15 protein-coding genes and 1 pseudogene are annotated in these 14,151 nt (G+C 72.2%); 4 read left to right on the top strand and 12 right to left on the bottom strand.

The features are described 5' to 3' along the window. Positions 1 to 1,572, bottom strand: a complete 1,572-nt coding sequence (locus tag ACIQUT_RS25505) for a hypothetical protein (protein ID WP_403565945.1) — start codon at positions 1,570 to 1,572, stop codon at positions 1 to 3. A gap of 366 nt (positions 1,573 to 1,938) precedes the next feature. Here ACIQUT_RS25505 and ACIQUT_RS25500 point away from each other — a divergent pair, with 366 nt between their 5' ends. The 3 genes from ACIQUT_RS25500 to ACIQUT_RS25490 all read left to right on the top strand — a co-directional run bounded on the left by ACIQUT_RS25500 (position 1,939) and on the right by ACIQUT_RS25490 (position 4,806). Next, the gene (locus tag ACIQUT_RS25500; protein WP_403565943.1) at positions 1,939 to 3,783 is read left to right on the top strand and encodes an endonuclease/exonuclease/phosphatase family protein; all 1,845 of its coding nucleotides are present in this window, start codon (positions 1,939 to 1,941) and stop codon (positions 3,781 to 3,783) included. A 123-nt stretch (positions 3,784 to 3,906) separates the two neighbouring features. After that, on the top strand, positions 3,907 to 4,344 hold the full coding sequence (locus ACIQUT_RS25495) for a GNAT family N-acetyltransferase (protein ID WP_403565941.1): 438 nt from the start codon (positions 3,907 to 3,909) through the stop codon (positions 4,342 to 4,344). Positions 4,345 to 4,527: 183 nt separating this feature from the next. Then, positions 4,528 to 4,806 (top strand): hypothetical protein, encoded by a 279-nt coding sequence (locus tag ACIQUT_RS25490; protein WP_403565939.1) that lies wholly within the window; start codon positions 4,528 to 4,530, stop codon positions 4,804 to 4,806. Between the two features lie 165 nt (positions 4,807 to 4,971). Here ACIQUT_RS25490 and dapD read toward each other — a convergent pair whose 3' ends face one another. Next, a complete protein-coding gene (gene dapD, locus ACIQUT_RS25485; protein ID WP_403565937.1) occupies positions 4,972 to 5,952 on the bottom strand; it encodes a 2,3,4,5-tetrahydropyridine-2,6-dicarboxylate N-succinyltransferase in 981 nt (326 codons plus the stop codon). A 9-nt stretch (positions 5,953 to 5,961) separates the two neighbouring features. Next, the gene (locus tag ACIQUT_RS25480) at positions 5,962 to 7,191 is read right to left on the bottom strand and encodes an MFS transporter (protein WP_403566065.1); all 1,230 of its coding nucleotides are present in this window, start codon (positions 7,189 to 7,191) and stop codon (positions 5,962 to 5,964) included. 97 nt (positions 7,192 to 7,288) lie between these two features. Here ACIQUT_RS25480 and ACIQUT_RS25475 point away from each other — a divergent pair, with 97 nt between their 5' ends. Then, complete coding sequence (locus ACIQUT_RS25475) at positions 7,289 to 8,167, top strand: winged helix-turn-helix transcriptional regulator (protein ID WP_403565935.1); 879 nt, start codon at positions 7,289 to 7,291, stop codon at positions 8,165 to 8,167. A gap of 190 nt (positions 8,168 to 8,357) precedes the next feature. On the opposite strand, the gene ACIQUT_RS25470 is transcribed toward ACIQUT_RS25475, so the two are convergent. From ACIQUT_RS25470 to sufD, 9 genes and pseudogenes are all read right to left on the bottom strand, one after another. After that, complete coding sequence (locus tag ACIQUT_RS25470; RefSeq protein WP_403565933.1) at positions 8,358 to 8,930, bottom strand: TetR/AcrR family transcriptional regulator; 573 nt, start codon at positions 8,928 to 8,930, stop codon at positions 8,358 to 8,360. Next, positions 8,930 to 9,250, bottom strand: a complete 321-nt coding sequence (locus ACIQUT_RS25465) for a DMT family transporter (protein WP_403565931.1) — start codon at positions 9,248 to 9,250, stop codon at positions 8,930 to 8,932. Before ACIQUT_RS25465 ends, ACIQUT_RS25470 begins: the two co-directional genes overlap by 1 nt. A 102-nt stretch (positions 9,251 to 9,352) precedes the next feature. After that, positions 9,353 to 9,664: pseudogene (locus tag ACIQUT_RS25460) on the bottom strand (hypothetical protein); the annotation flags it as partial. Between the two features lie 108 nt (positions 9,665 to 9,772). Then, positions 9,773 to 10,117, bottom strand: a complete 345-nt coding sequence (locus ACIQUT_RS25455) for a metal-sulfur cluster assembly factor (RefSeq protein ID WP_403565929.1) — start codon at positions 10,115 to 10,117, stop codon at positions 9,773 to 9,775. Then, on the bottom strand, positions 10,114 to 10,575 hold the full coding sequence (gene sufU, locus ACIQUT_RS25450) for a Fe-S cluster assembly sulfur transfer protein SufU (RefSeq protein WP_179172072.1): 462 nt from the start codon (positions 10,573 to 10,575) through the stop codon (positions 10,114 to 10,116). The genes ACIQUT_RS25455 and sufU overlap by 4 nt, the downstream gene beginning before the upstream one ends. A gap of 25 nt (positions 10,576 to 10,600) precedes the next feature. Further along, a complete protein-coding gene (locus ACIQUT_RS25445) occupies positions 10,601 to 11,857 on the bottom strand; it encodes a cysteine desulfurase (RefSeq protein WP_403565927.1) in 1,257 nt (418 codons plus the stop codon). Beyond that, entirely contained in the window at positions 11,854 to 12,618 is a 765-nt protein-coding gene (gene sufC / locus ACIQUT_RS25440) for a Fe-S cluster assembly ATPase SufC (RefSeq protein WP_403565925.1), read from the bottom strand. Before sufC ends, ACIQUT_RS25445 begins: the two co-directional genes overlap by 4 nt. Before the next feature lie 7 nt (positions 12,619 to 12,625). Next, on the bottom strand, positions 12,626 to 12,943 hold the full coding sequence (locus ACIQUT_RS25435) for a bifunctional 3-phenylpropionate/cinnamic acid dioxygenase ferredoxin subunit (RefSeq protein WP_403565923.1): 318 nt from the start codon (positions 12,941 to 12,943) through the stop codon (positions 12,626 to 12,628). Beyond that, positions 12,943 to 14,121 carry a Fe-S cluster assembly protein SufD gene (gene sufD / locus ACIQUT_RS25430; RefSeq protein WP_403565921.1) on the bottom strand — a complete coding sequence of 393 codons (1,179 nt, stop codon included), beginning with the start codon at positions 14,119 to 14,121 and terminating at the stop codon, positions 12,943 to 12,945. Before sufD ends, ACIQUT_RS25435 begins: the two co-directional genes overlap by 1 nt. Between the last annotated feature and the right edge of the window lie 30 nt (positions 14,122 to 14,151).

The raw sequence follows: 14,151 nt of genomic DNA, 5'->3' as shown, positions 1-14,151 counted from the left end.
TCAGAGCCGGCGCGAGCGGGCCTTGTACGCCGCCTTGCGGGCCTCCTTGGCCGCCTTCCTGTCCGGGTGCAGCCGGCCCATCGCCTCCAGCACCTCCCCCGTCGCCGGGTGGTCCACCCGCCACGCCTGGTCGAAGAAGCCCGTGTGGTGGGCGGTCAGGGACTCCATCAGCAGGGGCAGTTCCATGGCCTCCGCGTCCGCGGCCAGCTGCGCCGCGATGGTGTCGACGGTCAGCCAGTACACCATCGCCCCGTTCGGCGCCGGTACGTCGGCGGCCCCGCGCTCGGCGAGCCACACCCGGGCGAGGCCGCCGAGCTCCGGGTCGTCCAGCACCGCCCGGACCGCCGGCTCGGCGCCCTCCCCGGCGGACGCGAGGGCCTGCTGGCAGCGCAGCCGGCGCAGCGGGGCGCCCTGGTCCGAGCCGCGGGCAGCGGACAGCAGCTCGGCGACGGAGTCGGGCAGTTCGCGGTCGGCGAGCCACTGTCCGATCTCGGCCTGGGCCGCGCCCTCGGGGTAGTCGCAGACCGCGTCGAGCAGCGCGTCGGCGCCCTTGTCGGCGAGTTCGCCGACGGCGGGGGCCGTGATGCCGGCCTCCCGCATGCGCGCGCGGAGCCCGTACAGGCCGAGCGGGGTGAGGCGGACCATCCCGTACCGGGAGACCTCCTCCGCGTCGAGCTCGCTCGGGCCGGCTTCGGCGGACTCCTCGTCGTCGGACTGCGCCATCAGCGCTTCGTCGACGGGCCGGTACTCGACCAGCCCGATCGGCTCCAGCTGCCGGAACTGGTCGTCCAGGCGCATCATCGCGTCCGAGACCTGCTCCAGCACGGCGTCCGTGGGCCGGGCCATACCGTCCGGAACCACCATGGAGGCGGCCAGCACGGGCAGCGGCAACGCGCCGCCCCGCTCGGCTCCGCTGTCGGCGACGGTGAGCAGGTAGAGGTTGGCGAGGACGCCGTCGAGGAAGTCGGCCTCCCGCTGCGGGTTCCAGTCGAGCCGGTCGAAGTCGATGGTGCCGCCCTCGTCCAGCGCGTCGACGAGGTCGTCCAGTCCGGGCACGGCCGCGTCGGCGAGGACGGCGTCCAGGGCGGACAGCCACAGGTCGAGCACCTCGGCGGGTGCGCCGCCGGTGACCCGCGCCAGGTCCTCGCCGGCCGCGGCGCCGCCGAACTCCCCTGCCCCGCCTGCATCCGGGCCGTCCGCATGCGGGCCGTCCGCATGCGGGCCGCCCGCATCAGGACCACCCGCATCCGGACCGCCGGCCCCCACCCCGTCCGCCTCCGGCCCCTCCGGCTCGGTCAGTTCGACGAGGCCGGTGTCGAGAGCCGTCCGCCACGCCCGGCTCGCATCCGCGCGGGCGTCCGCGTCGGCGGGGTCGAGGCCGAGCGCGGCAGCCGCCTCGGGCAGCTGCGCCCGGTCGAGTTCGCCGTTGCCGTCGACGCGGGTGCCGGGGCCGACCCAGCGCGCCAGCCGCACGGCGCGGGCGAACAGGGGGGCGACGAGGGCGTCTCGGGCGAGTTCCGCGTCGGAGGGCAGCCGTACCGGCGGCAGGGTGGAACGCGGCTCTGCGGACATGGGATGGGTCTCCTCGCGGACGCGGTCGGTCGGAGGGCCGTCAGCGGCCGTCCGGCGCACCAGAGTAGACGCAATTCGGACGTGTCCGGCGGTCACACCTTTGGTTCATCTCACAGTCGGCCTCCGTATGTCCTGGAGGTCTTGACAACGTCCCTGATCACCCAGGAAATTGACGCGCGTAGATATTAGGGGGACCCCGGGGATCCCTGCGGACCACGCACGGCCAGCCCGTCGACCACCGCAGATTTCCGGCCATTTCGCACCGCAGTACCGCACCGCAGCACCAAGGCACCGCCGCTGTACCGCTCCACGCAGTACCGCGACGCCCCCTCCGCTTTTCTCCTCCACACACCGGAGTACCTGACCATGCACTCCTCACACCCCCGCTCCGCCGCCGTCGCGGCCCTCGTCGCGGGCGCCCTCGCCACCGGCCTGCTCACGGGCACCGCCGACGCGGCCGAAGGCACCGCGGCCGACGGCGCGGTCCGCATCCACGACATCCAGGGCACCACCCGGATATCCCCGCTGAACGGCAAGCCGGTCGCCGACGTCGCGGGCATCGTGACGGGTGTGCGCACCTACGGCTCGCGCGGCTTCTGGATCCAGGACCCCGACGCCGACGACAACGCCGCCACCAGCGAGGGCATCTTCGTCTTCACGGGCTCCGCCCCGACCGTCGCCGTCGGCGACGCCGTCAAGGTCTCCGGCCTGGTCGGCGAGTACATCCCCGGCGGCGTCAACTCCGGCAACCAGTCGGTCACCCAGATCTCCAAGCCGACCGTCACCGTGGTCTCCTCGGGCAACGCCCTGCCCGAGGCCACCGCCGTCAACGAGTACACCGTGCCCGCCGCCTACGCCCCCGCGGGCGACCAGGCCGCCGCCGGCAGCATCAACGGCCTGACCCTGGACCCGTCCCGCTACGCCCTGGACTTCTACGAGTCCCTGGAGGGCATGAACGTCGCCATCGGCACCTCGCGTGTCGTCGGCGCCACCGCCGCCGAGTACGGCGAGCTGTGGGTCACCGTCAAGGGCTGGGAGAACACCGCCAAGCGCGGCGGCACCCTCTACGGCTCCTACGAGTCCCAGAACACCGGCCGCCTGAAGGTCCAGCAGCTGGCCCCGGTCGCGCAGCAGCCCTTCCCGGTCGCCAACGTCGGCGACAAGCTGACGGGCACCACCGAAGGCCCGTTGGACTTCAACCAGTTCGGCGGCTACACGCTGGTGGCCCGCACCCTGGGCACCCTCGCCAAGGGCACCATCGCCCCCGAGAAGACCAAGGCGCAGGCGCCGGGCGAGCTCGCGGTGGCCACGTACAACGTCGAGAACCTCGACCCGAGCGACCCGCAGGAGAAGTTCGACGCGCTCGCGAAGGCGGTCGTGGAGAACCTGGCCTCGCCCGACATCCTGGCCCTGGAGGAGATCCAGGACGACAACGGCGCCAAGAACGACGGCACGGTGTCCGCGGAGCAGACCCTGACGAAGTTCACGACGGCGATCGCGGCCGCGGGCGGCCCGGCCTACCAGTGGCGCACCGTCAACCCGTCGAACAACCAGGACGGCGGCGAGCCCGGCGGCAACATCCGCCAGGTGTTCCTGTTCAACCCGGCCCGCGTCTCGTTCACCGACCGCGCCGCCGGCGACGCCACCACCGCCACCGGTGTGACCACGGAGAAGGGCCGCGCCGCCCTCACCCACTCGCCGGGCCGCATCGACCCGGCGAACCCCGCGTGGAAGGACAGCCGCAAGCCGCTGGCCGGCGAGTTCGTCTTCCGCGGCCGCACGGTCTTCGTGATCGCCAACCACTTCGGTTCGAAGGGCGGCGACGAGGCCCTGACCTCCCACCACCAGCCGCCGGCCCGCCCCTCCGAGGCCAAGCGGCTGCAGCAGGCGCAGGCCGTGAACACCTTCGTCAAGGAGCTCCTGGCCGCCGACAAGAACGCCAAGGTCCTCGCCCTCGGCGACATCAACGACTTCGAGTTCTCCGACACGACGAAGGCGCTGGAGGACGGCGGCGCGCTGTACTCGGCCATCAAGTCGCTGCCGAAGTCGGAGCGCTACTCGTACGTCTTCCAGGGCAACGCCCAGGTGCTGGACCAGATCCTGGTCAGCCCGACGATCAAGGGCTACACGTACGACAGCGTGCACATCAACGCGGAGTTCTCGGCGCAGAACAGCGACCACGACCCGCAGGTGCTGCGCTTCCGCCCGTAACACCACGGCACCGCACCGCCATGCACCCGCAGCCCCCGTGGGACGACCCACGGGGGCTGCGGCCTCCGGTCCGCAGAGGGCCCGGCCGCCGTCCCGGCCGGGCCCTCTGCCACACTTCCGGCCATGATCCTCCGCGAAGCCACCCACCGGGACCTGCCCGTCGTACTCGCCCTGCTGGACGACAACGGCGCCGAGCGGGCCGAGGTGACCGAGGCCCACGAGCGGGCCTTCGCCGCCATCGGGGCGGACGCCCGCAACGAGATGCTGGTCCTCGCCGACGGGGACGAGGTGGTGGGCTGCCTGCAGCTGACCTGCATACCCGGCCTCGGGCAGGGCGGCCGGGAACGGGCGCTGGTGGAGGCGGTCCGAATCCGCGCGGACCGGCGCGGCGGCGGGCTCGGCGCCGAGCTGATGCGGCTCGCCGTGGAGCGGGCCCGCGGGCGCGGCTGCGGAATGGTGCAGCTGACCAGCAACAAGCGGCGCGGCGCCGCCCACCGGTTCTACGAGCGGCTCGGCTTCGCCCGCAGCCACGAGGGCTTCAAGCTGCACCTGGAACCCTGAGCTCCGGCACCGGGGGCCGCGGAGCGGCAGCCCGGTGGTTCCGTGGCCGGGAAAACGGGCAGAACGGGGAAGTTGGGGACTTTCGCCCCTGGCGTGACGCTCGCCACATCCCGGTCCCTTCGGCCCGGGTTGTGGTGTTGAGTGTGTTCACGCCCGGTCTTTGCCCGTCGCCCGGAGGTCCGCGTGCTCCCCTCGATCTCCCCCGCCCAGCACATCGGCATCGCCGTCCTGCTCGTGGCCGTCTTCCTGTGGGTGGCCGGATTCGGCCGCCTGGTCTGGGGCGCCCGCCTCCACCACCGGCCGGAGGCCGAGCCCCGCGTCGCGGGCCTCGCCGGGATCGCCGCGATCCCCGCCCAGCGCCGCGCGGAGGCGCACCCGATGGAGTCGGTCGAGCTGACCGAGGCGGAGGAAGCGGCGTTCGCGAGCCTCGTGCGCTCCATCCGCACCCTCCCCCAGCGCTGACCACGGCAGCCCCGGGGCCGACCCGCGGCTGACCCGCCGCCCGGACACCGGACACCGGACACCGAACCACCGGTCTCCCGCCCCGCCCCCGAAATACGCGCGGCCGGTGTGTGCTCCCCCGCTCGGGGAGGGAGCACACACCGGCCGCGTCAGGACGCCGGGGCGTCAGTTGTGGCTGTGCAGGACGTCGTTCAGGCCGCCCCAGACCGCGTTGTTCGGGCGGGCCTCGACGGCGCCGGTGACCGAGTTGCGGCGGAAGAGGATGTTGCTGGCGCCCGAGAGGGTCAGCGCCTTGACGATCTCGCCGTCCGGCAGGGTGACGCGGGTGCCCGCGGTGAGGTAGAGGCCCGCCTCGACGACGCACTCGTCGCCGAGCGCGATGCCGATGCCCGCTTCCGCGCCGATCAGGCAGCGCTCGCCGACCGAGATGATCTGCTTGCCGCCGCCGGACAGGGTGCCCATGGTGGAGGCGCCGCCGCCGATGTCGGAGCCGTCGCCGATGACGACGCCCGCGGAGATGCGGCCCTCGACCATGGAGGTGCCGAGCGTGCCGGCGTTGAAGTTGACGAAGCCCTCGTGCATGACGGTGGTGCCCTCGGCGAGGTGCGCGCCGAGGCGGACGCGGTCCGCGTCGGCGATGCGCACGCCCTTGGGGGCGACGTAGTCGGTCATCCGCGGGAACTTGTCGATCGAGGTGACCTGGAGGTGCAGGCCGGCGGCGCGCGCGTTCAGGCGCACGGTCTCGACCCGGTCCACGGCGACCGGGCCGAGGGAGGTCCAGGCGACGTTGGCGAGGAGGCCGAAGACGCCGTCCAGGTTCTGGCCGTGCGGCTTGACCAGGCGGTGGCTGAGCAGGTGCAGGCGCAGGTACGCGTCGTGCGCGTCCAGCGGCTTGTCCTCCAGGGAGGCGATCACGGTGCGGACGGCCACGACCTCGACGCCGCGCACCTCGTCCTTGCGGATCGCCTCGGCCGCGGCGGCGCCCAGGAGTTCCACGGCCTGCTCGGCGGTGAGGCGCTCGGTCCCGGCCGGGCCGGGCTCGGCGACCAGCTCGGGGGCGGGGAACCAGGTGTCGAGGACGGTGCCGTCGGCGGCGAGGGTGGCGAGTCCGGCGGCGGCAGCGCCGGTGGTACGGGTAGCAGTCATACGGGAAACCTAACCGGCCGCGGCCCGAGGTTGCGAACCGGTCTCAGGTGCCGGGCTCGGCCCGTGTCGCAGCGGGCGCCGGCCCGCGTACAGCACCGCGGCGCCCGCCCCGCCGGCCAGGACGGCGCACAGCGGCCACAGCAGCCCGGGCGCGGCGGCGTACAGGGCGCCGCCGAGCGGCGGGCCGAGGACGACGCCGCTGACGGAGACCCCCGCGTACAGGCTCTGGAACCGGCCGACGGCGTGCTCGGGGGCCTGGTCGGCGACGTAGGCGGTGGCGGTGGTCTTGTAGAGGATCTCGCCGAGGCTCAGCAGCACGATCATGGAGGCCGCGGTCCCGACGCCCGCTCCGGGCAGCAGTGCCGCGTACGCGGCCCCGACCAGCAGCAGCCCGGCGCCGATGACGGGGAGCGGCGGCCGGGCGCGCAGGGCGACGGCGGCGGGCAGTTCCAGCAGCAGGATGACGGCGCCGTTGAGGGCGATCACGAAGCCGAAGTCCCGGGTGTCGAGGCCGTGGTCGGCGAGGAAGACGGGGAAGGTGCCGTACTGCTGGCGGTACACGAGGTCGGTCACCAGGACCGCGCCGAGGACGGCGAGCACGGCGGGCCGGGCGCGCAGCTCGGCCCACAGGCCGCGGTCCGGCGCCGCGTCAGGACCGGCGGCGGGGGTGCGGGCGGCGGCGCGGGCGGGGACGACCCGTGCGGTCCACAGGGCGAAGAGGAGGGTGCCGAGGCCGTCGCCGACGAAGAGCCAGTCGTACGAGAGCCCGGTCGCGATCAGCGCGCCCAGCGGCGGGCCGAGGGTGAATCCGCCGTTGGAGACGCAGCGTACGACGGCGAAGGCCTGGCGGCGGGCGCCCTCGGGGACGGTCACCGCGACCAGTGCCGAGTTCGCGGCCCGGACCACGCCGGAGGCGTACTGGGCGAGGGGCAGGGCGGCGTACAGCCCGGCGGCGGGCAGCAGCGGGAAGGACATGAGGGTGAGGCCGCCGAGGGTGGAGGCGGCGAGCAGCACGCGGCGGTGGCCGAAGCGGTCGCCGTACCAGCCGCCGGTGAAGTTGCCGGCGACGAGGCCGATGCCGCCGATGCCGGTGACCAGGCCCGCCTGGGCGGTGCCGAGGCCGCGGGGGCCGGTCAGGTACAGGAAGACGAAGACGAAGGTGAAGCTGACGACGGCGTTGACGAACACCCCCGCCGCCAGCAGCCACACCACTCTCGGCACGTCTCTGAGCACTTGCACCATGCCGGTCCGCTCCCCCCGCGACACTCAGTGAGTTCCTTTTGGGAACTGACTATGTCAGCATGACAGCCTTGGGTCAACGGACAAAGGAGTGCCCATGGCCCAGCGCACGCACCTCGGCGACGCGGACTGCTCGATCGCCCAGGCCCTCGACGTCGTGGGCGACTGGTGGACGCTGCTGATCGTCCGCGACGCCGCGCGCGGGCTGCACCGCTTCGAGGAGTTCCAGCGCGAGCTGGGGGTGTCCCGGAAGGTGCTGACCGAGCGGCTGAAACTGCTGGTCGAAGCCGGGGTGCTGGCACGCGAGCCGTACCGGGAGCGCCCGGTGCGGCACGAATACCGGCTGACCCCGCGCGGGCGGGGCCTGCTGCCGGTCCTGGTGGCCCTCCAGGACTGGGGTGACACCTGGGTCCAGGGAGAGGGAGAGATGACGGCGACGACGCAGGAGGCCTCGCAGGAGGCGGAGCGGGTGCACGGGCTGCGCGGCCGGCGCGTACCGGAGCTGCTGCTGCCGGACCGGTTCGGCGAGCTCCGCGACCCGGTCGCGGCCGACACCCCGTTCACCGTCCTGTACTGCTTCCCCGGCGCGTACGCCCGGGCCGAGTCCTACCCGCCCGGCTGGGCCGGGATCCCGGGCGCGAAGGGCTGCACGCTGGAGTCGTGCACGTACCGCGACCAGCTCGCGGAGTTCACGGCGGCGGGGGCGACCGTCCACGGGGTCTCGGCCCAGCGGCCCGACGAGCAGCGGGCGTTCGCGGAGGCCGAGCAGCTGCGCTTCCCGCTCCTCTCGGACGCGGACCTCGGCCTGACGGCGGCGCTGCGGCTGCCGACGTTCCGCGCGGCGGGGGTGAGCCGGATCAAGCGGCTGACCCTGGTGCTGGACCGGGAGCGGACGGTGCGCGAGGTGATCTACCCGATCACGGACATCGAGGCGAGCGTCACCGCGGCCCTGGCCGCGGTCCGCGCCGCCGCCTGAGGACACCGGACGGCCCAGACCTCCGGCCGCCGGGCCGGCCAAGGCAGGGCGGTCAGGCCTCCCGGGGCAGGGCCGGGGGCAGGCTTCCCGACGCCGGGCCGAGCGGTCAGGCCTCCCGGGGCGGGGCCGGTCGGTCAGGCCTGCCCGCGCCGGGGCCGGCGGTCAGGCTTCCCCGCGCCGGGGCCGGCGGTCAGGCTTCCCCGCGCCGGGCCGGGGCGTGCAGGACCCGGCTCAGGATCTCGCGGGCGTAGCCCCCGTCGTACGGCGCGTCCGTCAGCAGCACCTGGAGGCTGATCCCGTCCATCACCGCCACCAGCGCCCGCGCGGTCACCGGGTCGGTCCGCTCCGCCAGGGCCGCCGCCACCGCCTCGTACCACTCCGCGGCCACCGGCCGCAGCGCGGGGCGGCGCAGCGCCGCGAGGTAGAGGTCGTACTCCAGCTCCACCCGCGCCCGGTCCGCGCCGAGGAACTCCCCCAGCAGCGCGGCCAGCGCCCCGGCGAGGTCCGCCTCCGGGTCCTCCAGGGCGGGCGAGGCGGCGACGGTCTCCGCGAAGCCCTCGTTGGCCTGCCGGAGGGCGGCGACCAGCAGGTCGTCCAGCGTCTTGAAGTGGTACGTGGTCGAGCCCAGCGGTACGTCCGCCTCCGCGGCCACCGTGCGGTGGGTCAGCCCGGCGATGCCCTTGGCGCCGACCACGCGGATCGCCGCGTCGATGATCCGCTGCCGCCGCTCGGGGTCGTGGCGGCGGACTCCGGAGGCGCCCATCAGTGCGCCCCGCTCAGGTTGACGAGGACCACCCCGGCGATGATCAGCGCGATGCCGGCGAGCTTCGCGGCGGTCGCGGCCTCGCCCAGGAACGCCATGCCGATGGCGGCGATGGCGGCGGTGCCGACGCCGGCCCATATGGCGTAGGCCGTGCCCACCGACATCGACTTCAGGGTCTGGGCGAGCAGCGTGAAGGCGACCAGGTACCCCACCACCGTGCCCACCGAGGGCCACAGCTTCGTGAACCCGTCGCTGAACTTCATGGCGGTGGTCCCGGCGACCTCGGCGGCGATGGCGGCGGCAAGCAGTATGTAGGGCATGTGTACGACAGTACACAACGTTGTGGACGCCCGTACACATCCCCGCGGAGGAGAACGAGGAGCCGAGGAGTAGAGGACCCTAGGTCAGCCGTGGAGCCGGGGTCAGCCCAGCGTGAACCACGCCGCGCGGGCCTTCTTCCACTCCGGGTGCGTCAGGTCCTTCGCCTCGGTCCCGTCGCCGTACAGGTCCGCCGAACCGGAGTCGGTGATCAGCTGCACCCGCGCCCCCGGCACCGACAGATCGGGCACCTCGACGATGGCCTCCCAGCCGCCCGGGTCGGCGGTCGGCAGGTCGGCGCGCTTGACGGGGGCGTGGCCGGGGACGCCGTCCCACTGGTAGAGGGCGTACGGGTCGGAGTTGTCGTCCGCGGCTCAGGAGCCGGCCAGGATCAGGTACTGCCCGGCCGCGTTCCGTGGCCAACCCGGGGTGCACGCCGCGCGTCCGCCGCACGAACAGCGAGGGCCCCCGGCACGTTCGTGCCGGGGGCCCTCGGGGTCCCGCTCCGCGGTGCGCGGAAGGTGTCAGACGTTGAAGCCGAGCGCGCGCAGCTGCTCACGGCCGTCGTCCGTGATCTTGTCCGGACCCCACGGCGGCATCCAGACCCAGTTGATGCGCAGCTCGTTGACAATGCCCTCGGTCGCCGACTTCGCCTGGTCCTCGATGACGTCCGTCAGCGGGCAGGCCGCCGAGGTCAGCGTCATGTCGAGGGTGGCGATGTTCGCGTCGTCGATGTGGATGCCGTAGATCAGGCCCAGGTTGACGACGTCGATGCCCAGCTCGGGGTCGACCACGTCGTAGAGGGCCTCGCGGACCTCCTCCTCGCTGGCCGGCTTGATCGACGCCTCGGGCGTCGCGTTCTCGGTCATGCCGTCTCCCTCTCCGCGCCGCCCAGCACCTGGGCGGTCGCGTCCTTCCACGCCATCCAGCTCAGCAGAGCACACTTGACACGCGCGGGGTACTTGGAGACGCCGGCGAACGCGACCGCGTCCTCCAGCACCTCCTCCATCTCCTCGTCCGGCTCGATCTTGCCCTTGGACTGCATCAGCTCCAGGAAGGTGGCCTGGATCCGCTGCGCCTCGGACAGCTGCTTGCCGACGAGCAGCTCGTTCAGCACGGACGCGCTGGCCTGGCTGATCGAGCAGCCCTGGCCCTCGTACGAGACGTCGGTGAGCGTCTCCCCGTCGTACTTCACACGCAGCGTGATCTCGTCGCCACACGTCGGATTGACGTGGTGCACCTCGGCGTCACCCTCGCGCAGGCCGCGCCCGTGCGGGTGCTTGTAGTGGTCCAGGATGAGCTCCTGGTACATGGAATCCAGCTTCACAGCGTCCTCGTCCTCGTGGCCCTGGTCAGGCGAAGAAGTTCCGTACGTGCTCCAGCCCGTCGACCAGCGCGTCGACGTCGGCCGGAGAGGAGTACAGATAGAAAGACGCTCGCGTCGTCGCCGGAATTCCGTACCGCAGGCAGACGGGGCGGGCGCAGTGGTGTCCCACGCGGACGGCGATGCCCTGCTCGTCCAGGACCTGCCCCACGTCGTGCGGGTGGATGTCGCCGAGCACGAAGGAGATCGCGGCGCCGCGGTCCTCGGCCGTGGTGGGGCCGATGATCCGCAGGTCGGGGACCTCCTGCAGGCGCTTCACCGCGTACTCGGTGATCGCGTGCTCGTGGGCGGCGATCTTGTCCATGCCGATCGCGGACAGGTAGTCCACGGCCGCGCCGAGGCCGACGGCTTGGGCGATCGGGGGCGTGCCCGCCTCGAACTTGTGGGGCGCCGGGGCGTACGTCGACGAGTGCATCGAGACGGTCTCGATCATCTCGCCGCCGCCGAGGAACGGCGGCAGGTCCTCCAGGAGCTCCTGCCGGCCCCACAGGACGCCGATGCCGGTCGGGCCGCACATCTTGTGGCCGGTGAAGGCCACGAAGTCGGCGCCGAGGGCCTGGACGTCCAGGGGCATGTGCGGAGCGGCCTGCGAGGCGTCGATCAGCACCAGCGCGCCGACCTCCTGCGCGCGCCGGACGATCGCCTCGACCGGGTTGACGGTGCCGAGCAGGTTGGAGACCAGCGTGAAGGAGACGATCTTCGTCTTCTCCGTGATGACCTCTTCGATGTTCGACAGGTCGAGCCGGCCGTCGTCCGTGAGGCCGAACCACTTCAGCTTCGCGCCGGTGCGCTGCGACAGCAGCTGCCACGGAACGATGTTGGAGTGGTGCTCCATCTCGGTGATGGCGATCTCGGTGTCGCGGTCGACCCGGTAGGGCTCGTCGGCCCAGCCGAGCATGTTCGCGACGAGGTTGAGCGACTCCGAGGCGTTCTTGGTGAAGATCACCTCGTCGCGGCTCGGCGCGTTGACGAAGGCGGCCACCTTGTCGCGGGCGCCCTCGTACAGTGCCGTGGCCTCCTCGGCGACCAAGTACACGCCGCGGTGGACGTTGGCGTTGTGCCGCTCGTAGTACTCGTTCAGCGCGTCGAGCACCTGGCGCGGCTTCTGCGAGGTCGCCGCGGAGTCCAGGTAAACGATCTTCTTCCCGTCATGGACCACACGATCCAGCAGGGGGAAGTCCTTGCGGATCGCCTCGATGTCGAGGAGGCCAGGCAGCTGTGTCACGCGGTCGCGCCACCCTTCACGTACTTGTCGTAGCCCTCCGACTCCAGCTGGTCGGCCAGCTCGGCGCCGCCGGACTCGGCGATGCGGCCGTTCGCGAAGACGTGCACGAAGTCGGGCTTGATGTAGCGCAGGATGCGCGTGTAGTGGGTGATCAGCAGGGTGCCGACCTCACCGGTCTCGCGGACGCGGTTGACGCCCTCGGAGACGATGCGCAGCGCGTCGACGTCGAGGCCGGAGTCGGTCTCGTCGAGGATCGCGATCTTCGGCTTGAGGAGCTCCAGCTGGAGGATCTCGTGGCGCTTCTTCTCACCGCCGGAGAAGCCCTCGTTGACGTTGCGCTCGGCGAAGGCGGGGTCCATCTGGAGACGCTCCATGGCCTCCTTGACCTCCTTCACCCAGGTGCGCAGCTTGGGGGCCTCGCCGCGGACGGCGGTGGCGGAGGTGCGCAGGAAGTTGGAGACCGAGACGCCGGGGACCTCGACCGGGTACTGCATGGCGAGGAAGACGCCGGCGCGGGCGCGCTCGTCGACGGACATCTCCAGGACGTTCTCGCCGTCGAGGGTCACCGAGCCACCGGTGATGGTGTACTTCGGGTGGCCGGCGAGCGAGTACGCCAGGGTGGACTTGCCGGAGCCGTTGGGGCCCATGATGGCGTGCGTCTCACCCTGCTTGACGGTGAGGTCGACACCCTTGAGGATCTCGCGGGCGCCGTTCTCCGCTTCGACGGAGACGTGCAGGTCGTGGATTTCAAGCGTTGCCATGGGTGCCTCAGGACTCCTGGGTGAGGGAGACGAGCACGTCGTCCCCTTCGATCTTTACGGGGTATACGGGAACGGGGCGCGTCGCGGGCAGCCCGGACGGCTTGCCGGTGCGCAGGTCGAAGGCCGATCCGTGCAGCCAGCACTCGATCATGCAGTCCTCGACCTCGCCCTCCGAGAGCGAGACGTTCGCGTGCGAGCAGATGTCGTTGATCGCGTACACCGATCCCTCGGTGGACACGATGGACACCGGCGTGCCGTCGAGCTCCACCCGCTTGGGGGTGTTCTCCTCCAGCTCGCTCAGCGCACAGGCCTTGAGGTAGGTCATCAGACGGACGCCTCGAGCTCGGCCTCGATCTTGGCGATGAGGCGCTCCTCGATGTCGTCGACACCGATCTGGTGGACGAGCTCGGCGAAGAAGCCGCGCACGACCAGGCGGCGGGCCTCGTCGGCCGGGATGCCGCGGGCCTGCAGGTAGAACAGCTGCTCGTCGTCGAAGCGGCCGGTCGCGGAGGCGTGGCCGGCGCCGACGATCTCGCCGGTCTCGATCTCCAGGTTCGGCACCGAGTCGACCCGCGCGCCGTCCGTGAGGACGAGGTTGCGGTTCATCTCGTAGGTGTCGGTGCCCTCCGCGCTCTTCTGGATCAGGACGTCGCCGATCCAGACGGCGTGGGCGTCCTGGCCCTGGAGCGCACCCTTGTAGACCACGTGGGACTTGCAGTGCGGGGCGTCGTGGGTGACCAGGAGGCGGTGCTCCTGGTGCTGGCCGGCGTCGGTGAAGTACAGGCCGAGCAGCTCGGCCTCGCCGCCGGGGCCGGCGTAGCGCACGCGCGGGTGGATGCGGACGACGTCACCGCCGAAGGTGACGACGACCGACTTGAAGCTGGCGTCGCGGCCGATCAGCGCGTTGTGCTGGGAGGTGTGGACGGCAGTGTCGTCCCAGTCCTGCACCGACACGAAGGTCACCTTGGCGCCGTCGCCGACGAGGATGTCGACGTTGGCGGCGCGCACGCCGTCACCGGTGTGGTCGATGACGATGATCGCCTCGGCGAACGGCTTGATGTCGAAGACGGTGTGGCCGAAGGTCGTGCCGCCCTCGCCGTGCAGGGCGACGCGGATCGGCTCGGCGAGCACGGTCTCCTTGGGCACGGTGACGACCGTGGCCTTGGCGAACGACGTGAAGGCCTGGGCGGCGACCCGGTCCACCGGGGTGCCGGCCTTGCCGATGCGCTCGTCGCCGCGCTCGACCGTCTCGACGGTGACGCCCTCGGGCGCGTCGATCTGGGCCTTCATGGTCCCGCTGGCCACCGCGGTGCCGTCGTGGAGCCCGCGCAGCCGCCCCAGCGGGGTGAAGCGCCACTCCTCCTCGCGGCCGTGGGGGACGGGGAAGTCCGCCACGTCGAAGGACGGCGGCGCGCTCATCCGGGTGGCGACGGTGGACTCTGCGGCCACCGCGATGGAGCCGGCGGTGGTGGAGCCCACCGGAATGTTCTGGGCCTCAGCCATGGCTGTCGTTCTGCTCTCTTCCTACGTCAA

This window comes from Streptomyces sp. NPDC090445, from assembly GCF_044769385.1.
Taxonomy (GTDB): Bacteria; Actinomycetota; Actinomycetes; order Streptomycetales; family Streptomycetaceae; genus Streptomyces.
The sequence above is the reverse complement of the archived record's forward strand: the minus strand, read 5'-3'. Positions and strand labels throughout refer to the sequence as shown.

Bases quoted from the DNA above. Each gene is read 5' to 3' on its own strand.
- ACIQUT_RS25505 (WP_403565945.1), bottom strand. From the start codon at position 1,572: ATGTCCGCAGAGCCGCGTTCCACCCTGCCGCCGGTACGGCTGCCCTCC.
- ACIQUT_RS25500 (WP_403565943.1), top strand. From the start codon at position 1,939: ATGCACTCCTCACACCCCCGCTCCGCCGCCGTCGCGGCCCTCGTCGCG.
- ACIQUT_RS25495 (WP_403565941.1), top strand. From the start codon at position 3,907: ATGATCCTCCGCGAAGCCACCCACCGGGACCTGCCCGTCGTACTCGCC.
- dapD (WP_403565937.1), bottom strand. From the start codon at position 5,952: ATGACTGCTACCCGTACCACCGGCGCTGCCGCCGCCGGACTCGCCACC.
- ACIQUT_RS25475 (WP_403565935.1), top strand. From the start codon at position 7,289: ATGGCCCAGCGCACGCACCTCGGCGACGCGGACTGCTCGATCGCCCAG.
- ACIQUT_RS25470 (WP_403565933.1), bottom strand. From the start codon at position 8,930: ATGGGCGCCTCCGGAGTCCGCCGCCACGACCCCGAGCGGCGGCAGCGG.
- ACIQUT_RS25465 (WP_403565931.1), bottom strand. From the start codon at position 9,250: ATGCCCTACATACTGCTTGCCGCCGCCATCGCCGCCGAGGTCGCCGGG.
- ACIQUT_RS25455 (WP_403565929.1), bottom strand. From the start codon at position 10,117: ATGACCGAGAACGCGACGCCCGAGGCGTCGATCAAGCCGGCCAGCGAG.
- sufC (WP_403565925.1), bottom strand. From the start codon at position 12,618: ATGGCAACGCTTGAAATCCACGACCTGCACGTCTCCGTCGAAGCGGAG.
- ACIQUT_RS25435 (WP_403565923.1), bottom strand. From the start codon at position 12,943: ATGACCTACCTCAAGGCCTGTGCGCTGAGCGAGCTGGAGGAGAACACC.
- sufD (WP_403565921.1), bottom strand. From the start codon at position 14,121: ATGGCTGAGGCCCAGAACATTCCGGTGGGCTCCACCACCGCCGGCTCC.